The 23913-nt window shown below is 70.5% G+C and carries 21 protein-coding genes and 1 pseudogene; 7 read left to right on the forward strand and 15 right to left on the reverse strand.

Features of this window, described 5'->3' with window-relative positions; genetic code table 11:
- Positions 1 to 56: 56 nt before the first annotated feature.
- Positions 57 to 470 carry a gamma-glutamylcyclotransferase family protein gene (locus AAFF41_RS17160; protein WP_319744067.1) on the reverse strand — a complete coding sequence of 138 codons (414 nt, stop codon included), beginning with the start codon at positions 468 to 470 and terminating at the stop codon, positions 57 to 59.
- Positions 467 to 859 carry a divalent-cation tolerance protein CutA gene (gene cutA / locus AAFF41_RS17165; protein WP_319744069.1) on the reverse strand — a complete coding sequence of 131 codons (393 nt, stop codon included), beginning with the start codon at positions 857 to 859 and terminating at the stop codon, positions 467 to 469. The genes AAFF41_RS17160 and cutA overlap by 4 nt, the downstream gene beginning before the upstream one ends.
- Positions 860 to 1010: 151 nt before the next feature.
- Here cutA and AAFF41_RS17170 point away from each other — a divergent pair, with 151 nt between their 5' ends.
- The 3 genes from AAFF41_RS17170 to AAFF41_RS17180 all read left to right on the forward strand — a co-directional run bounded on the left by AAFF41_RS17170 (position 1011) and on the right by AAFF41_RS17180 (position 4594).
- A complete protein-coding gene (locus tag AAFF41_RS17170; RefSeq protein WP_319744071.1) occupies positions 1011 to 2681 on the forward strand; it encodes a M4 family metallopeptidase in 1671 nt (556 codons plus the stop codon).
- 574 nt (positions 2682 to 3255) lie between these two features.
- Positions 3256 to 3777, forward strand: coding sequence for a hypothetical protein (locus AAFF41_RS17175; RefSeq protein WP_319744073.1), 522 nt, complete (start codon positions 3256 to 3258; stop codon positions 3775 to 3777).
- Between the two features lie 199 nt (positions 3778 to 3976).
- The gene (locus AAFF41_RS17180; RefSeq protein WP_319744075.1) at positions 3977 to 4594 is read left to right on the forward strand and encodes a class F sortase; all 618 of its coding nucleotides are present in this window, start codon (positions 3977 to 3979) and stop codon (positions 4592 to 4594) included.
- Between the two features lie 16 nt (positions 4595 to 4610).
- Here the strand turns inward: AAFF41_RS17180 and AAFF41_RS17185 are convergent, their stop codons facing one another.
- The 5 genes from AAFF41_RS17185 to AAFF41_RS17205 all read right to left on the reverse strand — a co-directional run bounded on the left by AAFF41_RS17185 (position 4611) and on the right by AAFF41_RS17205 (position 8008).
- A complete protein-coding gene (locus AAFF41_RS17185) occupies positions 4611 to 5393 on the reverse strand; it encodes a sulfite exporter TauE/SafE family protein (protein ID WP_319744077.1) in 783 nt (260 codons plus the stop codon).
- Positions 5394 to 5403: 10 nt separating this feature from the next.
- Complete coding sequence (locus AAFF41_RS17190) at positions 5404 to 6057, reverse strand: response regulator transcription factor (protein ID WP_343324177.1); 654 nt, start codon at positions 6055 to 6057, stop codon at positions 5404 to 5406.
- 101 nt (positions 6058 to 6158) lie between these two features.
- Positions 6159 to 6548, reverse strand: coding sequence for a sensor histidine kinase (locus tag AAFF41_RS17195; RefSeq protein ID WP_343324178.1), 390 nt, complete (start codon positions 6546 to 6548; stop codon positions 6159 to 6161).
- A complete protein-coding gene (locus AAFF41_RS17200) occupies positions 6545 to 7447 on the reverse strand; it encodes a sensor histidine kinase (protein WP_343324179.1) in 903 nt (300 codons plus the stop codon). The genes AAFF41_RS17195 and AAFF41_RS17200 overlap by 4 nt, the downstream gene beginning before the upstream one ends.
- A gap of 9 nt (positions 7448 to 7456) precedes the next feature.
- Positions 7457 to 8008 (reverse strand): hypothetical protein, encoded by a 552-nt coding sequence (locus AAFF41_RS17205; protein ID WP_343324180.1) that lies wholly within the window; start codon positions 8006 to 8008, stop codon positions 7457 to 7459.
- Positions 8009 to 8372: 364 nt separating this feature from the next.
- Here AAFF41_RS17205 and nirB point away from each other — a divergent pair, with 364 nt between their 5' ends.
- The 4 genes from nirB to AAFF41_RS17225 all read left to right on the forward strand — a co-directional run bounded on the left by nirB (position 8373) and on the right by AAFF41_RS17225 (position 12857).
- Positions 8373 to 11006: a nitrite reductase large subunit NirB gene (gene nirB, locus AAFF41_RS17210; protein ID WP_319744085.1), complete on the forward strand. Its 2634-nt coding sequence runs from the start codon at positions 8373 to 8375 to the stop codon at positions 11004 to 11006.
- A complete protein-coding gene (gene nirD / locus AAFF41_RS17215; protein ID WP_319744087.1) occupies positions 11003 to 11353 on the forward strand; it encodes a nitrite reductase small subunit NirD in 351 nt (116 codons plus the stop codon). The genes nirB and nirD overlap by 4 nt, the downstream gene beginning before the upstream one ends.
- An 88-nt stretch (positions 11354 to 11441) precedes the next feature.
- Positions 11442 to 12026, forward strand: coding sequence for a TetR/AcrR family transcriptional regulator (locus tag AAFF41_RS17220; RefSeq protein WP_319744089.1), 585 nt, complete (start codon positions 11442 to 11444; stop codon positions 12024 to 12026).
- Positions 12027 to 12092: 66 nt separating this feature from the next.
- Complete coding sequence (locus tag AAFF41_RS17225) at positions 12093 to 12857, forward strand: SDR family NAD(P)-dependent oxidoreductase (protein ID WP_343324181.1); 765 nt, start codon at positions 12093 to 12095, stop codon at positions 12855 to 12857.
- A 19-nt stretch (positions 12858 to 12876) separates the two neighbouring features.
- Here AAFF41_RS17225 and AAFF41_RS17230 read toward each other — a convergent pair whose 3' ends face one another.
- From AAFF41_RS17230 to AAFF41_RS17265, 8 genes and pseudogenes are all read right to left on the reverse strand, one after another.
- Positions 12877 to 13812 (reverse strand): oxidoreductase, encoded by a 936-nt coding sequence (locus AAFF41_RS17230; RefSeq protein WP_097284636.1) that lies wholly within the window; start codon positions 13810 to 13812, stop codon positions 12877 to 12879.
- A gap of 56 nt (positions 13813 to 13868) precedes the next feature.
- Complete coding sequence (locus tag AAFF41_RS17235) at positions 13869 to 16139, reverse strand: FtsX-like permease family protein (protein WP_343324182.1); 2271 nt, start codon at positions 16137 to 16139, stop codon at positions 13869 to 13871.
- A complete protein-coding gene (locus AAFF41_RS17240; RefSeq protein ID WP_319744531.1) occupies positions 16136 to 16786 on the reverse strand; it encodes an ABC transporter ATP-binding protein in 651 nt (216 codons plus the stop codon). The genes AAFF41_RS17235 and AAFF41_RS17240 overlap by 4 nt, the downstream gene beginning before the upstream one ends.
- Positions 16787 to 16889: 103 nt before the next feature.
- Positions 16890 to 17300, reverse strand: a complete 411-nt coding sequence (locus tag AAFF41_RS17245; RefSeq protein WP_319744098.1) for a hypothetical protein — start codon at positions 17298 to 17300, stop codon at positions 16890 to 16892.
- Between the two features lie 159 nt (positions 17301 to 17459).
- Entirely contained in the window at positions 17460 to 17666 is a 207-nt protein-coding gene (locus AAFF41_RS17250) for a hypothetical protein (protein WP_319744100.1), read from the reverse strand.
- A 382-nt stretch (positions 17667 to 18048) separates the two neighbouring features.
- A complete protein-coding gene (locus AAFF41_RS17255) occupies positions 18049 to 18657 on the reverse strand; it encodes a CAP domain-containing protein (RefSeq protein WP_343324183.1) in 609 nt (202 codons plus the stop codon).
- A 742-nt stretch (positions 18658 to 19399) separates the two neighbouring features.
- Positions 19400 to 22150 carry a pyruvate, phosphate dikinase gene (gene ppdK / locus AAFF41_RS17260; protein WP_343324184.1) on the reverse strand — a complete coding sequence of 917 codons (2751 nt, stop codon included), beginning with the start codon at positions 22148 to 22150 and terminating at the stop codon, positions 19400 to 19402.
- 465 nt (positions 22151 to 22615) lie between these two features.
- Positions 22616 to 23898: pseudogene (locus AAFF41_RS17265) on the reverse strand (ROK family transcriptional regulator).
- Positions 23899 to 23913 lie beyond the last annotated feature (15 nt).

The raw sequence follows: 23913 nt of genomic DNA on the forward strand, positions 1-23913 counted from the left end.
TCCTGTCTCCGTGGACGCGTGCCGAGCGGACGAGGACGACAGGTGCGCCCGCGCCCTCAACGACGACGGACGTGCCAGTCCCCGCCCTCGACGAGCGTGCCGCCGGCCCGCAGCCGCGCGGCGACGGCGGGGGCCGCCACGTACACCCAGGCCCGTACGGCCGTGCCGTCCGCGCGGGTCACCTCGCGCGCCACCCGCTCGTACAGGTTGCGGGGGTCGCCCGGCACGTACTCCTCCAGCCGGTCCAGCGCGCCGAGCAACTGCACGTACGCCTCCGGGAGCGCGGTGACCAACTCCCCGCGCACGACACCTCCGGGCTCCTCGACGGCGTACGGATATCCGGGCCCTTCGTACAGCACGGCCCCCCGCATCCGGCCGGGCTCCTCCGACTCCGTACGGCCGCGCAGGAACAGGTCGTGGTTGTGCCCGCCGGGGCGCAGCGTGCCGTAGACGAAGAAGGGGACGGTCACTCGGCGGTCTCCCCCTCCATGCTCTCCCCCTCCACGGTCTCCTCCTCGACCCAGCGCAGATAGCCCGCGCTCCCCCGGACGACGGGCGTCGCGATGATCTCGGGGGTGTCGTAGTCGTGCGCCGCGAGGAGATACGCCTCCAGCGCGTCGTACCGCGCACCCGTCGTCTTGAACAGCACCTGCCACTCGCTCGCGGTCTCCACCGCCCCCTTCCACCGGTAGACGGACGTCACCGGCCCGGCGATCTGCGCGCAGGCCGCCGCCCGCACCTCGACCGCGCCGCGTGCGAGCGCCTGCGCCTTCCCGGCGTCGTCGGTCGTGGTCAGCACGGTCAGCCAGGCCCTCGTCCCAGCGGCCGTTCCGGTGCCCGCCCCGGCGGCCATCTCCATGATCGTCTCCTTTCGTGAGGGTGCAGAAACGATTCTCGCCGCACCTCGCGCACATCACGCACGCGCTATGGACATGACATGTCACGGACCTTTAACTCTGAGTCGACATCAGCGCCCCCACGCGTCTGAGCGCCCCTCCCCGAGGAGACCGATGAGTCGGATCCGGATACGGCAGACCCGAGGCACCCGACCTCACACCCGAGGCTCCCGCCTCGCCGCGGCCGGTGTGGCCGCGGCAGCCACCGCCCTGCTGGCGGCCGCACTGACCCCCACCGCGGGGGCCGCCGACCGGCCCAGCCGCGCCACCGCGATCGACAACGCCGCCGCGGCCCTGGTGAAGGAGGCCGCCCGGCTGGGCCTGACCTCCGCCGAGGGCACCAGCGTCCGTGACGTGGTCGTCGACGCGGACGGCGGCCAGCATGTGCGCTACGACCGCACGTACCGGGGACTGCCGGTCCTGGGCGGCGACTTCGTGATCCACCTCGCCCCCGGCGGCTCCTATCGCGGCGCGAACCGGGCCACCTCCCGCGACCTCTCCGTCCCCACCACCAGGCCCGCGCTCGCCGCCCCCGAGGCCGCCGACCTGGCCACCGCCGCGCTGCGCGCCGCGCACCTCGGCGAGACGCTGAAGAAGGTGACGGCCAAGCCCCAGCTCATCGTGGACGCCCTGCACGGCGCGCCCCGGCTGGCCTGGCGCACCAATGTGGTGGGCCAGGACTCGCTGGGCAACCCGGTCGCCCGCACGGTGCTGACCGACGCCCGCAGCGGCCGGCAGATCGACGCGTGGGACAGCATCGAGACGGCCACGGGTGACGGCAAGTCCCTCTACAGCGGCACGGTCCCGCTGGAGACCACGCTCTCCGGATCGACGTACCAGCTCAAGGACCCCACGCGCGGGAACACGTACACGGGCGACGCGGCCAACAAGACGGACCTGTGCATCTTCGGGGTCTGCGTCAGCCGCGCTCCTGCGACCCTCTTCACGGACGCCGACAACCACTGGGGAACCGGGGCGGCTTCGGACCGTTCCTCGGCCGCGGTCGACGCCCAGTACGGCACGAACGAGACCTGGGACTACTACAAGAACGTCCACGGCCGCACCGGCATCGCGGGCGACGGCAAGGGCTCGTACAACCGTGTGCACTACGGCAGCAACTACAACAACGCGTTCTGGGACGACAGTTGCTTCTGCATGACGTACGGGGACGGTGACGGGACGACGCTCGGGCCGCTGGTCGCGCTCGACGTGGCCGGTCACGAGATGTCCCACGGTGTCACGTCGAAGACGGCGGCGCTGACGTACTCGGGCGAGTCCGGCGGCCTGAACGAGGCGACCTCCGACATCTTCGGCACGCTGGTGGAGTTCTACGCGAACAACTCCACCGACCCCGGGGACTATCTGATCGGCGAGAAGATCGTCCGCTCCGGTTTCGGCAAGGCGGCCCTGCGGTTCATGGACCAGCCCTCCAAGGACGGCAACTCGGCGAACTGCTGGAGCTCCTCGGTCGGCAATCTCGACGTCCACTACTCGTCCGGCGTCGCGAACCACTTCGCGTACCTGCTCGCCGAGGGCAGCGGCGCGAAGACCATCAACGGGGTCAGCTACAACTCCCCCACCTGCAACAACTCTACGGTCACCGGCATCGGCAGGGACAAGCTCGGCGCGATCTGGTACCGCGCGCTCACGGTCTACATGACGTCCTCGACGAACTACGCGGGCGCGCGGACGGCGACGCTGAACGCGGCGAAGGACCTGTACGGGGCCGGAAGCACGGAGTACAACGCGGTGGCCGCGGCCTGGTCCGCGGTGTCCGTGAGCTGAACGTCGGGCGCCCGACAGGGCCTCGACCGGCCGCCCCGGCACGTGCGACACGCGCATGCGCCGGGGCGGTCGGCACGTGCGACACGCGCTCGCGCCGCAGCGGCCGGGACGTGCGGCAGGCGCCCGCGCCGGGGCGGTCGGCTCGCGGTGCCTGGGCCATCCGGGTCGGCGTGGCTGTGCGGTCCGGGACGTCGGGTGCGGTGCCCGCAGCGGCCGATCGGCGACGACGGGACCGAAACGGCCCTCGCGGCTGCCTTCGTGAGCGCACAGGCCGTCACCTCAACCGTCCTTGAGGTCAAGGTGCCTCCCAGCCGCCCCCGTCACCCGTTCGCACCCCCTCCCCGCGCTCTTCGGGCTCTTTGCCGCGACACCTCAGTCGTACGCCGGTGACCTGCTGGAACACCATCGTTCCGGCCCCGCGGACACCCCCTCCGGCACCCTTTCCCCGCATTTGTGACGCGCTGTCAGGAAGCGAACCCGGCCGACTGCCACTTACCTCGAAAGGGCAGGGGCACGACCGACACAGCGGCACTTGGGGGTGCCGCCGGCCGCGCCCCCTCGGAGGAGCACAGCCATGCGACGCACAGCCCGTCTGCTGACCGGTACCGCGATCGCCGTCGCCGCGGTGGGCCTCGCCACCGCGCCCGCGTACGGCGGGTCCACGGAGAGTCTGGAGGTGTTCCCCTCCACCGTCGTCCCGGGGGCCGACGTCACCGTCAACACGGCGGCGTGCGGGGCGGACGGCACCGCCACGGGTGACGCCAGCGCGGTCGGCGCGGGCATCTTCATACTCGCCGCCAGCGCCCACGAACAGGACGCGATCGGCCAGTTCAAGGTGCCGCCGAGCGCCCAGCCGGGGACGTACGAGATCGTCGCGAAGTGCTCCCACGGCCGACAGGTCACCGGCGACCTGATCGTGAACCTGACCGCCACACGCGAGCAGATCCATCTGCCGCGTGGGCATGTGAACACGGGGGTCGGCGGCGCACTCGGCCCCGACCCCGTGCAGACCGCGGCGGGAGTGGCGGCCCTGGCCGTCGCCGCCGCGGGCGGTACCTGGCTCCTGCATCGCCGGGCGAGAGGCGACGGGATCTGACGGACACCCTCCGCTGTCCGTCCGCCGGTACCGCCGTCCCCTCCCCCTCCGTGGCCCGACGCCCCTCGCGGCCCGGAGGGGGAAGGGGACCCACCACGACCCCGACCCCGACCACGGCCCCGCCCGCCCCCGACCACGGTTGCGACCACGACCGTCACGACCACAACCGCACAACCCCTGACCCCGAGAGGAGGCTCACATGCGCCGGGTCAGCAACACCGCCATAGCTTCCGTCACCGTGGTCGCCCTCTGCTCAGGGACCTGGCTGCTCCACAACGGCACCCAGGCCCACCCGCCACCCCAGCCCTCCGCCGCCCAGGCCGGCACCGGCGACGCCCTCCGGCAGGGCGCCCCCGCGCTCCGCCATTCCCCGCCCGAGCGCATCCGCATCCCCTCCATCGGCGTGAACGCCCCGCTGATGGCCCTCGGCCTCACCCCGCAGGGCAGCCTCGACGTCCCGCCCGCCGGGGAGAAGAACCTCGCGGGCTGGTACCAGGCCGGTACCACCCCCGGCGAGCGAGGCACCGCGATCGTCGCGGGCCACGTCGACAACGCCAACGGCCCCGCCGTCTTCTACAACCTCGGCGCCCTCAAGAAGGGCAGCGCCATCGAGGTGGCGCGCCGCGACGGCGGCACCGCGCTGTTCACCGTCGACGCCGTCGAGGTGTACGCGGCCCGCGACTTCCCGGACGAGAAGGTGTACGGCGCCGCGACCCGCCCCGAACTGCGCGTCATCACCTGCGGCGGCGACTACTCGAAGGCCACCGGGTACCAGGGGAACGTGGTCGTCTTCGCCCACCTCACCGGCAGCCGCTGACCGCCGTCTTCGGCGCCTACGCGATCCACTGCTGGTACGCCAGATTCGCCACCAGCGCGAACACCACCGTCAGCAGCACCACCCGGACGAACCCGCTGCCCTTCTTGAGCGCGGTGTGCGCCCCCACCGTGCCGCCCACCAGGTTGAACACGGCCATCACCGCGGCCAGTTGCCAGTACACCGTGCCCTTCCAGGCGAAGGTCGCGAGGGCGCCCGCGTTGGTGCAGCAGTTGACGATCTTCGCGGTGGCGGAGGCGGTCACCAGGTCGAAGTGGAGCAGCGCGGTCAGCGCCAGGACGAGGAACGTACCCGTGCCGGGTCCGATGAGCCCGTCGTAGAAGCCGATCCCGAGCCCCGCGAGCCCGATCGCGGCCAGCACGCGCCGCGCGGAGACGGGCTCGGCCGAGGGCGCCGTACCGAAGGCCGGCCGCAGCATGACGAAGGTCCCGACCCCGAGCAGCACCACCATGACCACCGGCTTCAGCACGTCCGTACTCAGCCCGGCGGCCACGAAGGCACCGGCGGTGGAGCCCGCCAGCGCCGCGAGCCCGATCCGCACGGCCAGCCGCACGTCCACCGGCGCCTTGCGCGCGTACGTCACCGCCGCGCCGGTCGTCCCGACGATCGCGACCGCCTTGTTCGTCCCGAGCGCGTACGCCGCCGGTGTACCGCCCGGCAGTCCGAGCAGCATCGCGGGGAGCAGCAGCAGCCCGCCACCGCCCACCACGGCGTCGATCCAGCCCGCCGCGAGGGAGGCGAGGCAGAGCACAACGACGATGGTCAGCGATATGTCGGGCATGATCGCGACCCTATGTGACGGTCACCGAGCCCAGGTAGCGCAGGACCGCCAGCACCCGTCGGTGCCCGGTGCCCGACGGCGGCAGGTCGAGCTTGGCGAAGATGTTGGCGATGTGTTTCTCGACGGCGCGTTCCGAGACGGTGAAGGCGCCGGCGACCGACTGGTTCGTCCGGCCCTCGGCCATCAGCGCGAGCACCTCGCGCTCGCGCGGTGTGAGCCTGTCGAGGGCGGTGGCACGCCGGCTCGCGCCGAAGAGCTGCGCGACGACCTCGGGGTCGAGCGCGGTGCCGCCTCCGGCGACCCGTTCCATGGCGTCCACGAACTCGCCGATGTCGACGACCCGTTCCTTCAGCAGGTAGCCGATCCCGGCCGGGTCGGCGAGCAGTTGCCGGGCGTACGTCGTCTCCACGTACTGCGAGAGGATCAGCACCCCGGTGCCGGGGTGGTCCTCGCGCAGCCGTACGGCCGCCCGCACACCCTCGTCGGTCTGCGTGGGCGGCAGCCTGATGTCGACGACGGCCACGTCCGGACGGTGCTCGGCCACGGCGGCGAGCAGCGTCTCGGCGTCCCCGACGGCCGCCGCGACCTCCACGTCCCGCAGCCGCAACAACTGGACCAGCCCGTCACGCAGGAGGGCGGAGTCCTCGGCGATGACGACGCGCATGTGATCCCCGTGATCGTCAGTAGGGAGGCTCGGACGGGAGCGCAGTTCGGTAAGGAGGCTGGTTCGGTAACGAGGGAGGCTCGGTAGGCAGGAAGGCTCGGTCAGCAGGGAAGTTCGACCGTGACCACCGTAGGGCCTCCCGGCGGGCTCTCGCAGGTGAGTGTGCCGTCGACGGTCCGGGCGCGGGCCAGCAACCCGGTCAGGCCCGAGCCCGCGCCGATCACCGCTCCCCCGCGTCCGTCGTCGCGCACGCTCAGCCGCAGCAGTCCGTCCCGGGCGGTCACGCTCACCGCGGCGCCACTCGCCCCGCTGTGTTTGGTGGCGTTGGCGAGGAGTTCGGCGGCGCAGAAGTACGCGATCGACTCGACGGCCGGGCTCGGGCGGTCCGTGATGTCGGCGGCGACCTCGACGGGCAGGGCGCTGTCGGCGGCGAGGGTGGCCAGGGCGGTGTCCAGGCCCTGGTCCAGTACGGGAGGGTGGATGCCCTTCACCAGATGGCGCAGATCGGCGATCGCCTGGGTCGCGTTGCCCCGCGCGGCGTCGACGACGGCGAGGAGCCGGTCGGGGGAGCCTCCGGGCCGATCAGCTCCCTGATCACCGTGAGGTGCATCGCGAGGCCGACGAGCCGGGCCTGCGTCCCGTCGTGCAGGTCGCGTTCGATACGGCGCAGGGTCGCCGCCGCGTCGTCCACGGCCTGGGCGCGGGTCTCCTCCAGGGTGCGGATGCGGCGCTCGGCGGGGTCGGGGCCGAGCAGCGCGCTGAGCAGCGCCCGGTGCGGGGCGAGGGCCTGGCGCAGCAGCCAGGACGCGGTGGCGAGGAACAGCAGCCCGAGGGCCGTCGGGATCAGCCACCGCGGCCAGGAGTCGACCTGGAATCCGAGGAACTCCAGCGACACCCGGTGCGTCGTGCCGTCGCTCGCCCGCCGGGTGTCGTAGTTCCACCGCTTGAGGAGGGGGTGGAGGGTGAGCAGGACGCCGTAGACGTAGCCGATGACGACGGCGGTGGACCCGAAGACGGCGGTGAAGGGGGTGGCCAGCGCGCAGGCGACGGCGCGCCACCCGCTTCGTTCACCGAGCAGCGCCCGCCGCCAGCCCAGGATCCCGGCACCTTCGCGGCGCTCCGGCTCCTCGATCTCCAGCCCCAACAGGCCTCGTGCGAGAGCGCGTTGGAGCCCGCCGAGCGCCAGCGCCGCGCGCACGGTGACAGCGACCAGCCACAGTCCCAGCGTGGTCACGGACAGCACGCCACCGACCAACAGCCCCGCGAAGGTGAGGACGAACCCGACCAGGGCGAGCGGGAAGGCGATCACCCCGTAGAGAAGCGCCGCGAGAGCCTTCCGCCCGAAGGGGAAGGCCGCGCGTGCGCGGAGGCGGTTGCGGAGGGAACGCATGGCGTCAACCTAGGAGAGGAGCGCCGCGGCGAGGCGGAGCTGGACGGCCGCCAGGGCCCGGCCGAGCCACGGCATGACCAACAGGAAGCCGAACCCGCCGACGATCGCGTGGAACGCCCAGGCCCCCGCGAAGGTCGGCCCTCCCCACGCGTCGGAGTAGTCGGAACCGGCGGCGCGCAGCGGCCAGCCCAGGTTCATCGGCACCAGGGACCAACCGTAGACGGTGACGGCCAGCACCAGGAGATTGAGGGGTACGGCGGCCGTGGCGTGGGCCAGTCCCCGCGAGGACCCGGACAGCTCCCGGCCCAGGAAACGCCGGACGAGCCCCCGCTGCCACCGCCCCGTCGGAGCGCCCAGCAGCGCCGGCGGGACGCAGAGCACTCCCACGGGGAACGCCAGCAGCGCGTACGCGACCCGGCGCCAGGTGCCCGCGGTGAACGCTTCGCGGACGAACAGCCAGGTCCGTACGGCGGAGTCGTCGCGGGTCGGCGGGAGCGGCGGCTTCTGCTTCTGCTGGGGCTTCTGGCCCGGCTTCCGCTCCGGCTTCTCGGAGATGGCCATGTTTCTGTCCCCCTGTTCGTGAGCCGGTGGAGCCCGCCGTTCCTCAGCGGCTGGATCCCGATGCCTCAAGGTTTCCGTGCCGGGGCGCCGCGATCGATCGTGCCCGCACGAGGACCGGGGGTTCGGTTGACCCCACCGAACCCTCACAACCGGGTGCCGCTCCCGCTGAGGGCAGCGTTCCTCCCGGGAAACAGCCGTGATGCGACCGGGTAACACCGGCGTCGCAGGCTGCGGTGCATGACCTCGAATGCGCCCGCTCCCTGACCCGGCTCGCCCTCGCCCTCGGCCCGGGAGGGAACCGCACCGCTCCCCCGCGGACAGCGCCCCGCTGCTCCACCTGCTCACCAACGACGGAGGCTCCTGAATGTCCACGGACACGACGATGACGACGGCGGCGAACGCCACCGACGGCAACGCGCACACCATCGTGCTCGTCGGCCATGGCATGGTCGGCCAGCGCTTCCTGGAAGCGCTCGCCGAACGCGGCCTGACCGCCACGCACCGTGTGGTCGTGCTGTGCGAGGAGCCGCGCCCGGCGTACGACCGCGTCCAGCTCACCTCGTACTTCTCGGGCCGCACTCCGGAGGAACTCTCCCTCACCGACGCCGAGTTCATCACCACGCACGGCATCGAACTGCACCTCGGCGACCCGGCCGAGACGATCGACCGGGAGGCCAGGCAGGTCACGGCGCGCTCGGGTCTGGTCATCACGTACGACACCCTGGTCCTCGCCACCGGCTCGTACCCCTTCGTCCCGCCGGTGCCCGGCAAGGACGCCGAGGGCTGCTTCGTGTACCGCACCATCGAGGACCTGCTCGCCATCGAGGAGTACGCGAAGGCGCGGGCGACGACCGGCGCGGTGGTCGGCGGCGGCCTGCTCGGGCTCGAAGCCGCGGGCGCCCTGAAGGGGCTCGGACTGACCACGCACATCGTGGAGTTCGCGCCGCGCCTGATGCCCGTGCAGGTCGACGAGGGCGGCGGCGCGGCGCTGCTGCGCACCATCCAGGACATGGGCCTGACCGTGCACACGGGCACGGGCACCCAGGAGATCGTCACCGGCGACGACGGCGCCGTGACCGGGATGAAGCTCTCCGACGGCTCCGAACTCGCCACGGATCTCGTGGTGTTCTCGGCCGGCGTCCGCCCACGCGACCAGCTCGCCCGCGCCACCGGGCTGACGGTCGGCGAGCGCGGCGGCATCACGGTCGACGACCAGTGCCGCACCTCGGACCCGCACGTGTTCGCGATCGGCGAGTGCGCCCTCGCCTCGGACGGCCGGGTGTACGGCCTGGTCGCGCCCGGCTACGAGATGGCCGAGACGGCCGCCGCGACGATCGCCGCGGACGAGGCCAGCTTCACGGGTGCCGACCTGTCCACGAAGCTGAAGCTGCTCGGCGTCGACGTGGCGTCCTTCGGTGACGCGCACGGCGCGACCTCCGACTGCCTCGACGTCGTCTACTCCGACTCACGCTCGGGCACGTACAAGAAGCTGGTCATCGGCCGCGGCGGCGAACTGCTCGGTGGCATCCTGGTCGGCGACGCGGAGGCGTACGGCACCCTGCGGGCCTTCACCGGCTCCGTGCCGCCGATCGCCCCCGAGCAACTGGTGCTCCCGGCGGGCGCGGGCGCCCCGGTCGCACTCGGCCCCTCCGCGCTCCCCGACTCCGCGGTCATCTGCTCCTGTCACAACGTCACCAAGGGCACCATCCGCGGCGCGGTCACCGAGCACTCCTGCACCACCGTGCCCGAGGTCAAGAAGTGCACCAAGGCCGGTACGGGGTGCGGCAGTTGCGTCAAGGTTCTCAGCCAGCTCGTCAACGAGGAGCTGGCGGCGAGCGGTGTAGAGGTCGACCACGGCCTGTGCGGCTGCTTCTCCCGGACCCGCGAGGAGCTGTACGAGGTCGCCCTCGCGCTGCGCATCCCCTCCTTCCAGGTCCTGCTGGACCGCTACGGCCGTGAGGGCGCCCGGGGTGGCGAGGGCTGCGAGGTCTGCAAGCCGGCCGTCGCCTCGATCATCGCCTCCCTCGCCCCCACCATCGGCGCCAGCGGCTATGTCCTGGACGGCGAGCAGGCGGCCCTCCAGGACACCAACGACCACTTCCTCGCCAACCTCCAGAAGAACGGCTCGTATTCGATCGTGCCGCGCATCCCCGGCGGCGAGATCACCCCGGAGAAGCTGATCGTGATCGGCGAGGTGGCCCGGGACTTCGGCCTCTACACGAAGATCACGGGCGGTCAGCGCATCGACCTGTTCGGCGCGCGGGTCGAGCAACTCCCCCTCATCTGGGCGAGGCTGGTGGACGCGGGCTTCGAGTCGGGCCACGCCTACGGAAAGTCCCTGCGCACGGTCAAATCCTGCGTCGGCCGGACCTGGTGCCGCTACGGCGTCCAGGACTCCGTCCGCATGGCGATCGACCTGGAGCTGCGCTACCGGGGGCTGCGCTCCCCGCACAAGCTCAAGTCGGCGGTCTCCGGATGCGCCCGCGAGTGTGCCGAGGCCCAGTCCAAGGACTTCGGCGTGATCGCCACCGCCAACGGCTGGAACCTGTACGTCGGCGGCAACGGCGGCGCCACCCCGCGCCACGCGGACCTGCTCGCACAGGACCTCTCCGACGCCGAACTCGTCCGCCTGATCGACCGGTTCCTGATGTTCTACATCCGCACGGCGGACCGCCTGGAGCGCACGTCGACCTGGCTGGAGCGGATTCCCGGCGGCCTGGACCACGTACGCGAGGTGGTCGTGGAGGACTCGCTCGGTATCTGCGAGGAACTGGAGTCGCTGATGGCCGCGCATGTCGCCGCCTACCGCGACGAGTGGGCCGAGACCATCAACGACCCCGAGAAGCTGGCCCGGTTCGTGTCCTTCGTGAACGCCCCGGACACCCCCGACCCGGTCGTCGGCTTCGTCCCCGAGCGCGACCAGATCAAGCCGGACCTGCCGCTGCTGAGCATCGGCCGCCGCCCCTCGCAAGCCCTGGAAGGAAGCGCCCAGCGATGACCCTGGCACCCGAAACGACCGCCCTCACGGTCCAACTCCGCCTGACGGACTCCTGGTTGGCTCTCTGCGAGCTGTCCGCGCTGACGCCGGGCCGCGGAGTCGCCGCCCTGCTCCCGGACGGCGGCCAGGCGGCCGTCTTCCTCGACCGCGCGGGCCGGATGTACGCCATCGACAACCGTGATCCGTTCAGCGGCGCGGCGGTCCTCTCCCGCGGCCTGATCGGCTCCCACCAGGGCCGCCCGTTCGTGGCCTCGCCCCTGCTGAAGCAGCGGTTCGACCTGGAGTCGGGCCGGTGCCTGGACGACGAGACCGTACGGGTGACGACGTACGAGGTCCGGATCTCCTGACGGCCGGGGTGACCGGGACCTCCTCACGCCCGCCGGTCACCCCGGGCTTACTTGACCGATCATTCTCGATTGTTCTACGGTCGCCCCCATGGCCAGGACCAAGGAATTCGACCCGGACGCCGCACTGCGGTCGGCCCTGGAGCTGTTCTGGCGGCGCGGCTACGAGGCGACATCCATGACGGACCTCGTCGAGCACCTCGGCGTCGGCCGCGCCAGCATCTACGCGACCTTCGGCAACAAGCACGAGCTGTACCTGAAGGCACTGGACCGCTACCAGCAGGCACGCAATCCGCAGCTCCTGCGGGAGCTCTCCCAGCCGGGTCCCGCACTGCCCGCCGTACGAGCGGTGGTACGCCGCTTCGCGACCGAGGCGACCACCGAGAGAAGGCGCCTGAGCGGCTGCTTCGTCACCAACACGGCCGCCGAACTGGCACCCCACGACACGGCCGCGGCCCGCCGCGTCGAGCACAACTGGGACCACCTCGAGACCCTGTTGCACTCGGCCCTGGTCCGCGCGCAGGCCCAGGGCGAACTGCCCGCCGACCGCAACCCGCTCGCCCTCGCCCGCATGCTGCTGGTCCTGATGCAGGGCCTACGGGTGGTGGGCAAGGCGTCCGCGGACCCGGCCCGGGTCCAGGACGCGGCGGAACAGGCGCTGACGCTGCTCGACTGAAGACCACGTCCCAAGGCCCGCGCGCGCCTTCATACTGAACCGATCGGTCAAATAAGGGGATCCGGAATGACCACACGCTTCTCGGGAAGGACGGCCCTCGTCACGGGCGCCGGTTCCGGTATAGGCCGGACCACCGCCCTGGCGTTCGCCGCGGAGGGCGCCCAGGTGGTCGTCGCCGGCCGCACCGCCGCATCGCTCGACGAGACGGTCGCGCTGATCGAGGCCCGGGGCGGAAAGGCACTGGCAGTGACCACGGACGTGTCACGCTCGGACGAGGTGCACGCCCTCGTCGCGGCGGCCGTCGACCGTTTCGGCTCCCTGGACGTGGCGGTGAACAACGCGGCCGTCTTCCACGGCGGAACACCGCTGGCCGACCTCCCGGAGGCCGACTGGCACGCCGAACTGGACATCAACGTCACCGGCGTGTTCCTCGCCCTTCAGGCGGAGATCCGGCAGATGCGGACGCAGCCGTCCGGCGGCGCGATCGTCAACCTCGCCTCCACCATCGGCCTGCACACCCGCCGCCCGGGCGTCGCCGCCTACGCCGCCGCCAAGGCCGCCGTCACCGCGCTGTCCCGCGCCGCGGCGCTCGACCACATCGCCGACGGAGTCAGGATCAACGTCGTCAGCCCCGGCGCCTCCGCCACCACGATGTCACTGCGGCCGGGCGAGTCGGAGGACGAGCGGGTGGAACGGGCACGTCACGAACTGCCGCTGGGCCGCGTGTCGAAGACCGAGGAGGTGGCGGCGGCCGTCCTCTACCTGGCGTCGGACGACGCGGCGTCGGTCGTGGGCACGGACCTGGTGGTGGACAGCGGAGGCGTCCTCTGATGCGGACCGGGACGTCAGGTCACTTCAGAGCGTCGTAGGTCACGCCGGTGAGCTGCTCGGAGGCGCTCCAGAGGCGCTCGCCGACCGCGTCGTTGCGCGTCCACCCGGCCCGCCAGGAGCTCGCGGGCGCGCCGCGCCACATCGCGAACGAGGGTCCGGTGAAGGAGTCGGGCCGTACACCGGGCGCGGTGGCGGCGTACAGCGTGGGCAGGGCCCCGGCGTCCGGGCTCTGCGCGAGGAGCCGGTTCCCGATCTCCATGACCCGCTCGGCGCCCTTGCGCCCCGCGAGCTTCGGCCCGGCGGTCTGGAGGTTGGTGGAGGCGTACCCGGGGTGCGCGGCGGCAGCGACGACGTCGGACCCGACACCGGCCAGCCGCCGCGCCAGCTCGTGGGTGAACAGCAGATTGGCGCTCTTGGACCGCCCGTAGGCGACCCAGCGCCGATACCCGCCGCGCTTGCTGTCGAGGTCACGGATGTCGACATTGGCGAGCACGTGGAACATGCTCGACACGGTCACGACGCGGGCGCCCGGGGTGGCGAGCAGCGCGGGAAGCAGCAGCCCGGTGAGCGCGAAGTGCCCCAGGTGATTGACCCCGAACTGAGTCTCGAACCCGTCGGAGGTACGCGCGAACGGCAGGGCCATGACCCCTGCGTTGTTGACCAGCACGTCGAGCCGCTCGCCGTACACGAGGTCGAACATCGCCGCGAACTCCGCCACGGAGTCGAGGTCGCCGAGGTCCAGCCGCACGAACTCCACGTCCGCGCCGGGCACTTCGGAGGTGATCCGGTCCCCCGCCTCACTCCCCCGCGCCTCGCTCCGACAGGCGAGCACGACCCGCGCCCCGCGCCGCGCCAGCTCACGTGCCGTGACGAACCCGATCCCGCTGTTGGCCCCGGTGACGACGGCCGTACGGCCACGCTGATCAGGGATGTCACTCACATTCCACCCGGCCATGCCCAGACCTCTCTCCACCACTGCTCGTCACTCACCGTACGCTCAGTCTCGCCGGATCAACTCGGGATCAATCCTCCGCCCCACAAGCGGCAACGCGCCCACGGCGGCGACGACCAGCACCCCGAGAGCACACGCGAGCAGCAACGGAACCCCGCCCCGTCCCAGAAGACAGCCCCGCCCCCGGTAACCAGATAACTCGACTCGGCCATCTTCCCCACCACCACGGCCAACACCAACCCCACAGCCAACGGCAACACCACCTGCACCACCTGCACGGCCCGCAACGTCCGCGCCCGCGCCCCCAGCAGCGCCAACGCAGTAACCTGCGGCCGCCGCTCGACGGCCCGGTCGGTGGCAGCGACGAGGTAGGCGGCCACGCCGATGATCAGACCGAGGATCATGCCTACGGCCAGGAGGGTTTTTACGACGGTGATCTGTTGGAGGGCCTCGACCGCGAGGCCCTGAGGCTCGACCTGCGCGGTGGGGGCCGCGCCACCGATGGCGTCGAGAACACGGCGTACGGTTTCTGGGCCGGAGCCGCTGATCAGGCTGAGAGTGGCGTCCTCCGGGCGGGTGTGCCGGGGCACCATGGAGGGCGGCAGGAGGATCGCCCCGCTATCGACCACCTGGGCGTCCACAGGGTTGTGGAACCGGACCTTCTGATACGGCACTGTGAGCTTCAGATCGCGAGTGCGCCGCCCCCCTCGAACGGCGAAATGGACAGTATCGCCTGCCTGGATGTTGGCCTGGACCTGCGCGGAATCCCACAGCCACAGAGGCTGCCCGTCCACACACCCCTCAACCGATGACACTGCCTTGCGCAACTGGTCGCATGTGGCCACCACCGCGTCGACGCCCGGTTTCGTCGGCTCACTGCTATCGACCTTCGGCTGCAAGGCAACGATGTGCGCCCGCAGACCTGTCATCTCTTCGAGAGTGTGTTGCTGAGTCGCGTTGATCTCCTCAAGCATGATGTCGTAGAGCTGGACCGGAGAGTTGCTCTTGGTGACCTGGTCCAACTCGATGAGCACTCCTTGTGCGAGAGAAGCCACGAAGACCAGCAGAACGAGACCCGTCGCCACCCGAAGTGCGCCGCCCGGCTCGGCTTCGTTCCGTCGCATCGCAAGGCCAAAGGAAAGCGACTGCGTGGAGCGAGCCGTCCGTCGAGCCAGGAACCTGGACAGCGAGGGCAGCGACAGCGCAAGCCCCACACCGACCAGAACGACCGCTGCTGGCACAAGTACCGAGGACAGGGCTGTGCTCGTGGGAGCATGCCCGGTGGCTCCGGCGATGCAGTAGCCCGTCAGAATGCCCATGCCTGCGGTCAACGGAAGGAATCCCCACCTTGACGGCGGCTTCTCCACCGCGCTGCGCCGGACAGCCAGCGGGTTTGCTGCTGCCTTGCGTGCGCTGGCACGGCCTACAAACCAAGCGAGCGCTGGGCAGCCCACGAGGCACACCAGAAGCGTGGTAACAGACAAGGCCCCGTCGCCCGGGTACCACTTGAACCCCGGCAGGCCGATTCGCGAGACAAGTTGATTCACGATCTCGTACTCGGCAATACCCAGAACAGCACCCACGCCGGCCGCCGCGACAGTCTCTGCGGCGTTCACCCGTTGAGTGCCCTTCCTGCTCAGCCCCAACAGCCGGAGGGCAGCCAGTCGGCGTGTCCGTTCAGCGGCGGAGAGCCGCGCGCACACGGAGAGGAAGACTGCGAGGGGGAGCAACACGACCCCGGCCATCGTGAAGCGGACGATGTTGAGTGTGGAGGGCTCCACTGTGGGATCCGGCGCGTAGTCCTTGCCCCATTGCTTCACGGGATACCCGTCGGACAGTTCGGCGCGGCTCATGCCTACGTACGCAACGAGTTCATCCGGACGAGCCAGGCCTTGGGCTCCGATCAGTCCTGCTTCATCACCCGGAAAGCGCTGAGCCAACGCCGGTTGGTCTCGCAGTAGGCGATGCAGACGCGGAGAAACGAACACCTGGCCGTCCCGTGGGAGCGACATCAGGCCGGGCGGCGGTTCGATTGGCCTCGCGCCTCGTGCGACGAAGACCCGGGTGAGAGGAGCCGAGCCATACGGGTCCGTGCGACTGAGACTCAGCGGAAAGCCGCTGTTGATCCTCTGGCCGGACTGATCCCGCGGGACGACTGGCTGCCGGGCCGCGATGCGCCCGTCCTGCGCCGCGAGGATGCCGGGAATGGCGAGCACGATGGCCAGACAGCACACACCGAGCGAGCCACCCACTGCCATGAGTACGAATCGCGCACGGTTGCCACGCCCGCTGCCGAGCAACAGCCGTAGCCCCAAAAGGAGTTCCTTCACGCCACGTCCTGTTCTCGGGCGAGCACACCGTCGGACATCGTGTACCGGCTGTCCGCGCGGGCCGCGACGTTGTGGTCGTGGGTAACGAGGACGACCGCAGTGCCTTGCGCTCTTGCCAGGGCGAGGAATTCCTCCAGCACAGTGGCGGCGTTGGCGCTGTCGAGCGATCCGGTCGGCTCATCGGCAAAGACCACAGTCGGTCGATGCACGAGGGCGCGCGCTACGGCGACCCGCTGGTTCTGACCGCCCGAAACCTGTGAGGGGCGCCGCTCCCGAAGTTCGGCGAGCCCAAGTCGTCCCAGCACCTCCCCAGCGGCAGCGAGCGCCGTGGCCTTGCGCTGCCCGGCCAGCCTCAGTGGCAGAGCGGCGTTCTCCTCCACGGTCAGTTCGGGGAGCAACTCTCCGTGCTGGAAGACGAACCCGAAGCGGTCACGGCGCAGGGCACTGAGTTTGTCGTCATCGAGTGCGCCCAGCAGAAGCCCTTCGAAGCGGACTTCGCCGCCTGCGACGGGCAATACTCCGGCCAGGCAATACAGGAGGGACGACTTGCCCGAACCGCTCTGTCCCATGATGGCCACGACCTCGCCCTGGCTGATTGCAATGGACGCGCCCCTGACGGCGTGCGACTGCCCATAAAAGAGGTCGATTCCTCTGGCCGACAGGACTTCTGACGTAGTAATGCGAGCCTCCAGGAGGGCGGAATGGAAGGACCCGGGCCTGCGCCCGGGTCCTGGGCGTCGGACGGGCCGCCTACGGCCTGAAGTGGCGCGTCGGGGAGCAGTTGTCCGGCCGGAGGGTGCCTCGATCGCGACAGGCACGTAGATCCGCGTCGTCCGTGTACCGCTGAGCTCCATCCCAGTTGGAGTGGTGCAAGAACACCGTCTGCCGCTGCTTCCCGTCGTAGCGAACCCAGTCGTGCCCTTCAACGCGAACGAGCATGTAGACGTTGTTGTTGTCACCGGGCAAGGCATCCTTGAGCTGCCCGCTCCATTCGAAGGAGCCATGGTTGTGGGCTGCCTCGTTGAACCTGTACTGCCCCTGGGCGAATTGCACACCAGTCGGCGTCAACCGGGGCAGCTTGTGCCAAGACCCCGCCATCGGTGTCCCAGCCCCAACGAGAAACACCCCGGCCGCCACCACGCCAACCATCGCCGTCTTCATCCACCGCTCCTCTGTCTCCCGAGGACCCCACCGGCCCCCAGGAGTTACAGAAGGTAATGGATCAGTAACGCGCTGAATCCTTTGGCCTACGAATCGCCATCCCATCAGGTGATCCGGAAGCACGAGAGGCACGAGCGGGCGCTGCGCTCGTCGGCGGCGTCAAGGCGTTGCGCAGTCGTTCGAGAAGGGCTGGGTGTCGAGGTAGGGGCATGCGGCGGTGGGGCCCGGCATCGGAGTCGACGACGCCTCGGCGTGGGCCCAGTCCTCCGCGGTCATGCCGGTGAGGTCGAGGCGGATCCAGGGCCTGCTGACCGACCGGCCGGCGAAGGTGGTCGAAGGGCCGGGCCGGTCTGGGCCGAACTTCATGTCGTGGACGAGGGCCCCGGTCCGGGTGGGGAGCGGCGTCGGCCGACGGTCTTCGACTGGTTCTGGCGTGCCCCGACGCACCCAGGGCGGTACGGGCCTCGGTCTCGCCCTGGTGCGGCGCCCGGCCCACGCCGGTTGCGGCCGGGCCGAGTTGAGTGCGGTCCCGTGCGGAGGGCTCGACGCCTTCGTACGGCGTCCCCCGTCGCACGACGGGGCGGCACCTCCGTGGCGAATGCCGCCCCGGTTGTCGCGACTGCCCCGCCAACGCCCCCAACGCGGCGGCCACACCTGCATCCATGCAAGCGAGTTCGAACGAGGGGACCTCGTTGTGGTGGGTGCACAGGAAGATCTGGCGCGGTCCTGCACATGCGAGAGACCGGATTCACCGCCGGCAGCGTCCGAACGTCACGACGTAGGTGCCGGCGCCGGGCGACGACGCCCCGGCCCGGTCCGCCGAGCCGGGCTGGGCCCACGGGCCTATCTCGCGCAGCGAAGGCTTGAGGATGACGGCGCGGTGGGCGGGGCTGTTCATCCACCAGTTGACGGCGGCCTGCGGAGTTCCCGATCCGCCCCACCCGGTGTACGTGATCTCGTTGAACTCCCACGAGCGGGGGTTGGGACAGTATCCGGCCGCCTGGATGCGGCTCTGCGGTGTCGAGCCGGTTCGGGGGTTGCGGTGCGGGTCCTTGCCCGGTCCCCACCACTTCAGCTGGACGGCCGCGACAGCATGCTGCTGGACCGCGTTCGTCAGGGCCTGGCTAATGGTGAGGGAAGGCAGCCCGCGCTGTGTGCGCTGCGCGTTGATCAGGCACATCACGGCAGCCCTCGCCTGAGTGACCGTCCCGGCAGTCGGGGCCCGGTTGGCGGCGGCCTGGTCGCAGGTCACGGCCGCCGCGGGCGGGGCCGCCACGACAGGGAGGAGCGTGGCCGACAGGGCGGCAGCCGCGGCAGTGCTCAGCAGTTTTCCGGTGCGCGACATGTTGCTTTGCACGGATACTCCACCTCCTGCGAACACGAACGGTGCTGTCATCCAGGCTGCCACCGGCCCTGACCCGTCGCCATCCGGGGCCGCGGATCGGGCGTGCCGCTCGCGGATGCGCTTCCTGGATGCCGTGGCCCCGACCTGGTGAACGGGAGCGTGTTCGGTGGTGAACGGACCTCTTGGCAGAGACGAGGTTCACGACCAACTCTGCGCCCGAGGAGGCCCGTTGCTGTTCCGGTGCACCATTTTCGATCCCGTCGGCGCCATTTCAGCCACCCTGGCGTGTGACTGCTACGTCCACCCGGTTCGGGGCGATCGACGGGAGTGTCTGTCCTGCGTGCCATCCCACCGACATGGCCGACGCGGAGTGGGCCCAGGTCCGTGCCTCGATGCCGGTGCCGGTCTGGCTGGAGGGCCGGGGCGGGCGTCCGGGGAACGAGCAAAACGAAGGGCCCGCCCTGGAATGTGCCGAATCAGAGCGGGGCCTGTGTGGTGACGGCCCGTGACGGAACCCAACCCCACCCGCAGGGCACGACGAGGCCACAACAGCTTCGCGCGGGTTCAACGGCAACCAACGCCGGCGAACGCCAACTTACCTGGTCAGCGGCGTGGCTTGGCAGTCTCCGCAGATGATGTACGACGGGGCGGCACCTCCGCACAAGGTGCCGCCCCGCTTCTTTCGTACGCCGGAGCCGTCGGCCGTCGGTGAGGGTCGGGGTCGACCGTCGGCGGCTCCGGAGTCTCCGGCAGGCTAGCGGTGGTCGCTGCCCTTCGCCGTCGACGCCGCGCGGCCCGCCTCCAGGCGCGCCACCGGGATCCGGAAGGGGGAGCAGGACACGTAGTCCAGTCCCACCTCGTGGAAGAAGTGGACGGACTCGGGGTCGCCGCCGTGTTCGCCGCAGACGCCGAGCTTCAGGTCGGGGCGGGTGGCACGGCCGGCCTGCACGGCCGACTTCACCAGGGAACCCACACCGTCCTTGTCGATGGTCTCGAAGGGGGAGACACCGAAGATCCCCTTCTCCAGGTACGCGGTGAAGAAGCTCGCCTCCACGTCGTCCCGGGAGAAGCCCCAGACGGTCTGCGTGAGGTCGTTCGTACCGAAGGAGAAGAACTCGGCGGCCTCGGCGATCTGACCGGCGGTCAGGGCGGCCCGCGGGAGTTCGATCATCGTGCCGATGGCGAGCCTGAGGTTCGTGCCGGCGGCCGCCTGCACCTCCGCGATGACCTGGTCGGCCTCCTCGCGGACGATCTCCAGCTCCTGGACCGTACCGACGAGGGGGATCATGATCTCGGCCCGCGGGTCGCCCTTGGCGTTCTTGCGCTCGGCCGCCGCCTCCGCGATCGCCCGTACCTGCATGGTGAACAGGCCGGGGATGACCAGGCCGAGACGTACGCCGCGCAGGCCCAGCATCGGGTTCTGCTCGTGCAGGCGGTGCACGGCCTGGAGCAGGCGCAGGTCGTTCTCGTTGGCGTCGCCGCGCGACTCGGCCAGTGCCACCCGTACGGACAGTTCGGTCACGTCCGGCAGGAACTCGTGCAGCGGCGGGTCCAGGAGACGGATCGTCACCGGGAGGCCGTCCATCGCCTCGAAGAGTTCGACGAAGTCCCGCTTCTGGAGGGGCAGGAGCTCCTTGAGGGAGTCCTCGCGCTCCTCCTCCGTGTCGGCCAGGATCAGGCGCTCGACCAGTTCACGCCGGTCGCCGAGGAACATGTGCTCGGTGCGGCACAGACCGATGCCCTGCGCGCCGAAGCGGCGGGCACGGAGGGCGTCCTCCGCGTTGTCCGCGTTGGCGCGCACACGCAGGCGGCGGACCCGGTCCGCGTACGCCATGATCCGGTGGACGGCCGCGACGAGCTCGTCCGCGTCGTCGGCGCCCGCGTGCATCCGGCCCTCGAAGTACTCGACGACCGGGGAGGGCACGACCGGGACCTCGCCCAGGTAGACCTTGCCCGTCGAGCCGTCGATCGAGACGACGTCACCCTCCTCGACGACCACTCCGCCCGGGGCCGTCATACGCCGCCGCTTGGTGTCGACCTCGAGCTCCTCGGCGCCGCACACGCACGTCTTGCCCATGCCGCGCGCCACGACGGCGGCGTGCGAGGTCTTGCCGCCACGCGAGGTCAGGATGCCCTCGGCCGCGATCATGCCGTCCAGGTCGTCGGGGTTGGTCTCCCGGCGGATCAGGATGACCTTCTCGCCCGAACGCGACCACTTGATCGCGGTGTACGAGTCGAAGACCGCCTTGCCGACCGCCGCGCCCGGCGACGCCGCGATGCCCCGGCCGATCTGGTCGACCTTCGCCTGGTCGTCGAAGCGCGGGAACATCAGCTGCGCGAGCTGGGCGCCCGTCACTCGCTGGAGGGCCTCCGCCTCGTCGATCAGGCCCTGGTCCACCAGCTGCGTGGCGATGCGGAAGGCCGCACCCGCCGTGCGCTTGCCGACGCGGGTCTGGAGCATCCACAGCTGGCCGCGCTCGATGGTGAACTCGATGTCGCAGAGATCCTTGTAGTGGTTCTCCAGGGTCTCCATGATCTGCATCAGCTGGTCGTACGACTTCTTGTCGATCGACTCCAGCTCCGCGAGCGGGACCGTGTTGCGGATGCCCGCGACCACGTCCTCGCCCTGGGCGTTCTGCAGGTAGTCGCCGTACACGCCCTGGTGGCCGGACGCGGGGTCGCGCGTGAACGCCACACCCGTGCCCGAGTCGGGGCCGAGGTTGCCGAAGACCATCGAACAGACGTTGACCGCGGTGCCGAGGTCGTGCGGGATGCGCTCCTGGCGGCGGTAGAGCTTGGCGCGGTCGGTGTTCCAGGAGTCGAAGACCGCGTGGATCGCGAGGTCCATCTGCTCGCGCGGGTCCTGCGGGAAGTCCCGGCCGGCCTCGGTCTTGACGATCCTCTTGAACTTGGTGACCAGCTTCTTGAGGTCCGCGGCCTCCAGCTCCGTGTCGACCGTGACCTTCTTGGCCGTCTTCGCCGCGTCCAGCGCGTCCTCGAAGAGCTCGCCGTCGATGCCGAGGACCGTCTTGCCGAACATCTGGATGAGACGGCGGTACGAGTCCCACGCGAAGCGGTCGTCGCCGGCCTGCTTGGCGAGGCCCTGGACCGACTTGTCGGAGAGGCCGATGTTCAGCACGGTGTCCATCATGCCCGGCATGGAGAACTTCGCCCCGGAACGGACGGATACGAGGAGGGGGTCGTCGGCCTGGCCGAGCTTCTTGCCCATCGTCGCCTCGAGGGCCTCGAGGTGCGCGCTCACCTCGTCACGCAGTGCCGCCGGCTCCTCGCCACTGCCCAGGTAGGTCTTGCACGCCTCGGTGGTGATGGTGAAGCCCGGAGGGACGGGAAGGCCCAGGTTGGTCATCTCGGCGAGGTTCGCACCCTTGCCGCCGAGGAGGTCCTTGAGGTCCCTGTTGCCTTCGGTGAAGTCGTAAACGAACTTCGTACCCTCAACGCCGCTGTCGCCGCTCTCGGCTCCATGGGGATCTTTGTTTTCCGACACGAGTCTCGACTCCTCGACGTCGCGGTGGCTGCCCTGACGGCGAGGAACATACCCAGATCGAAGGCGCCTGGGTACGTCTACTTGCACGTCATGCGCCTGTAACCACCCGTCCGCCACTCGATTGAAAGTCAAGCCTTGGCAAGCGGTCACCGTCGGATGTTTTCACTTCTTGAACGAATCGACGCTCCCAGGGCGAAGTATACGCTCAGATGAGCGGTCACTGACACGTCTGAGTTTAATCGATGAACGATCAAGGGGTGGCACTGAGTGCCACCCCTTAGGGAAGTGCAGTCGCCCAAGATCCGCTCATCTGAGCGGTACCCCTATCAAGGGTGGCGAGAATCACGCAGTAAAGACGGCCCGAATGTCATCATGCGGACCACGATGTGGACGCGTCGCGGACGCGACACACGGACGTCACATGCCCCGCCGAACGTCCCGCCACCCATGTGCGTCACACGGGCCTCACACACCCAGCGCCGTCAGCCGTTCCTCCACCCGCTCCGGCGCGTACAGGTACTCCACGACCAGCGCACCGGCCCCCACCAGCCCCGCCCGCTCCCCGAGCCGCGAGGTCACCACGTCCAGATGAGCGGTCGAACGCGGCAGTGCCCGCTGGTACAGCAACTCGCGCACACCCGTGAGGAACGGGGTTCCGGCCAGATCCCCGGCGATCATCAGCACGCCGGGATTCAGCAGGGTCACCACGGTCGCGAGTACGTCCCCGACCTGACGCCCCGCCTCCCGCGCGAGCGCCATCGCCTCCGGGTGCCCGGCCGTCAGCAGGTCGCGCACATCCGATCCGGAGGCGGCAGGGACGCCGGACTCGGCGAGTCTGCGCGCCACCGCGCCACCACTCGCGACAGCGGCCAGACAGCCGTACGAACCGCACCGGCACAGCGCGTCCGCGCCCACCCGGATGTGCCCGATGTCCCCGGCACCCCCGTCGACGCCCCGGTAGATGGAGCCGCCGACGACCATCCCCGCGCCGATACCGGTGGAGACCTTGACCAGGGCGAACGCCGAGCAGTCCGGATATCCGGTGCGCTGTTCCCCGTACGCCATGAGGTTGGCGTCGTTGTCGACGAGTACGGGGATGCGGGCGCCGCTCCTGATGACCCCGGCGCCCGTGGTGCCGCCGGCACCACCGGCGCTCTCGATGCCGGCGTGCTCGGCGAAGGCACGTCCCAGACGCCCGCGTATGTCGTAGCCGTCCCAGCCGGGCATGATCGGCGGTTGCACCACCTTGCCGGTGTCGGTGTCGACCGGGCCCGGCACCGCGATCCCGATCCCGCACACCGCGTCCGCGCGCTGCCCGGCCTTCTCCAGCAGCTCGGCGAACCAGCGGCCGAGTTCGCCCAGTACGGCGTCCGGGCCGTCCTCGATGCGCAGGCTTCCGTGGTGCTCGGCCTGGATCTCGCCGCTCAGCGAGACGACGGCGGCCCGGCCGTGCCGGGTGTCGAGGTCGGCGGCCAGGACGACGGCGTGTTCGTCGTCGAACTCGAGGGTGATCGAGGGCCGGCCGCCCTGGGGGAGTCCACCGGGCCGCCCGCGCCCTCGCGCAGCCAGCCCGCGCGGAAGAGCCGGTCGAGGCGCTGGCCGACCGTGGCCCGCGACAGACCGGTGGCCTGCTGCAGCGCGCCGCGCGTCGTGGCACGCCCGCTGCGCACCAGTTCGAGCAGTTCCCCGGCGCTTGCCTGATGCCCGGCCCTCATGGCCTTCGCCGCCCTTCCCGCCGTCCCCGCCATACCTGTCATGCCCAA

The sequence above is a fragment of the Streptomyces mirabilis genome (genome assembly GCF_039503195.1).
Taxonomy (GTDB): Bacteria; Actinomycetota; Actinomycetes; order Streptomycetales; family Streptomycetaceae; genus Streptomyces; species Streptomyces mirabilis_D.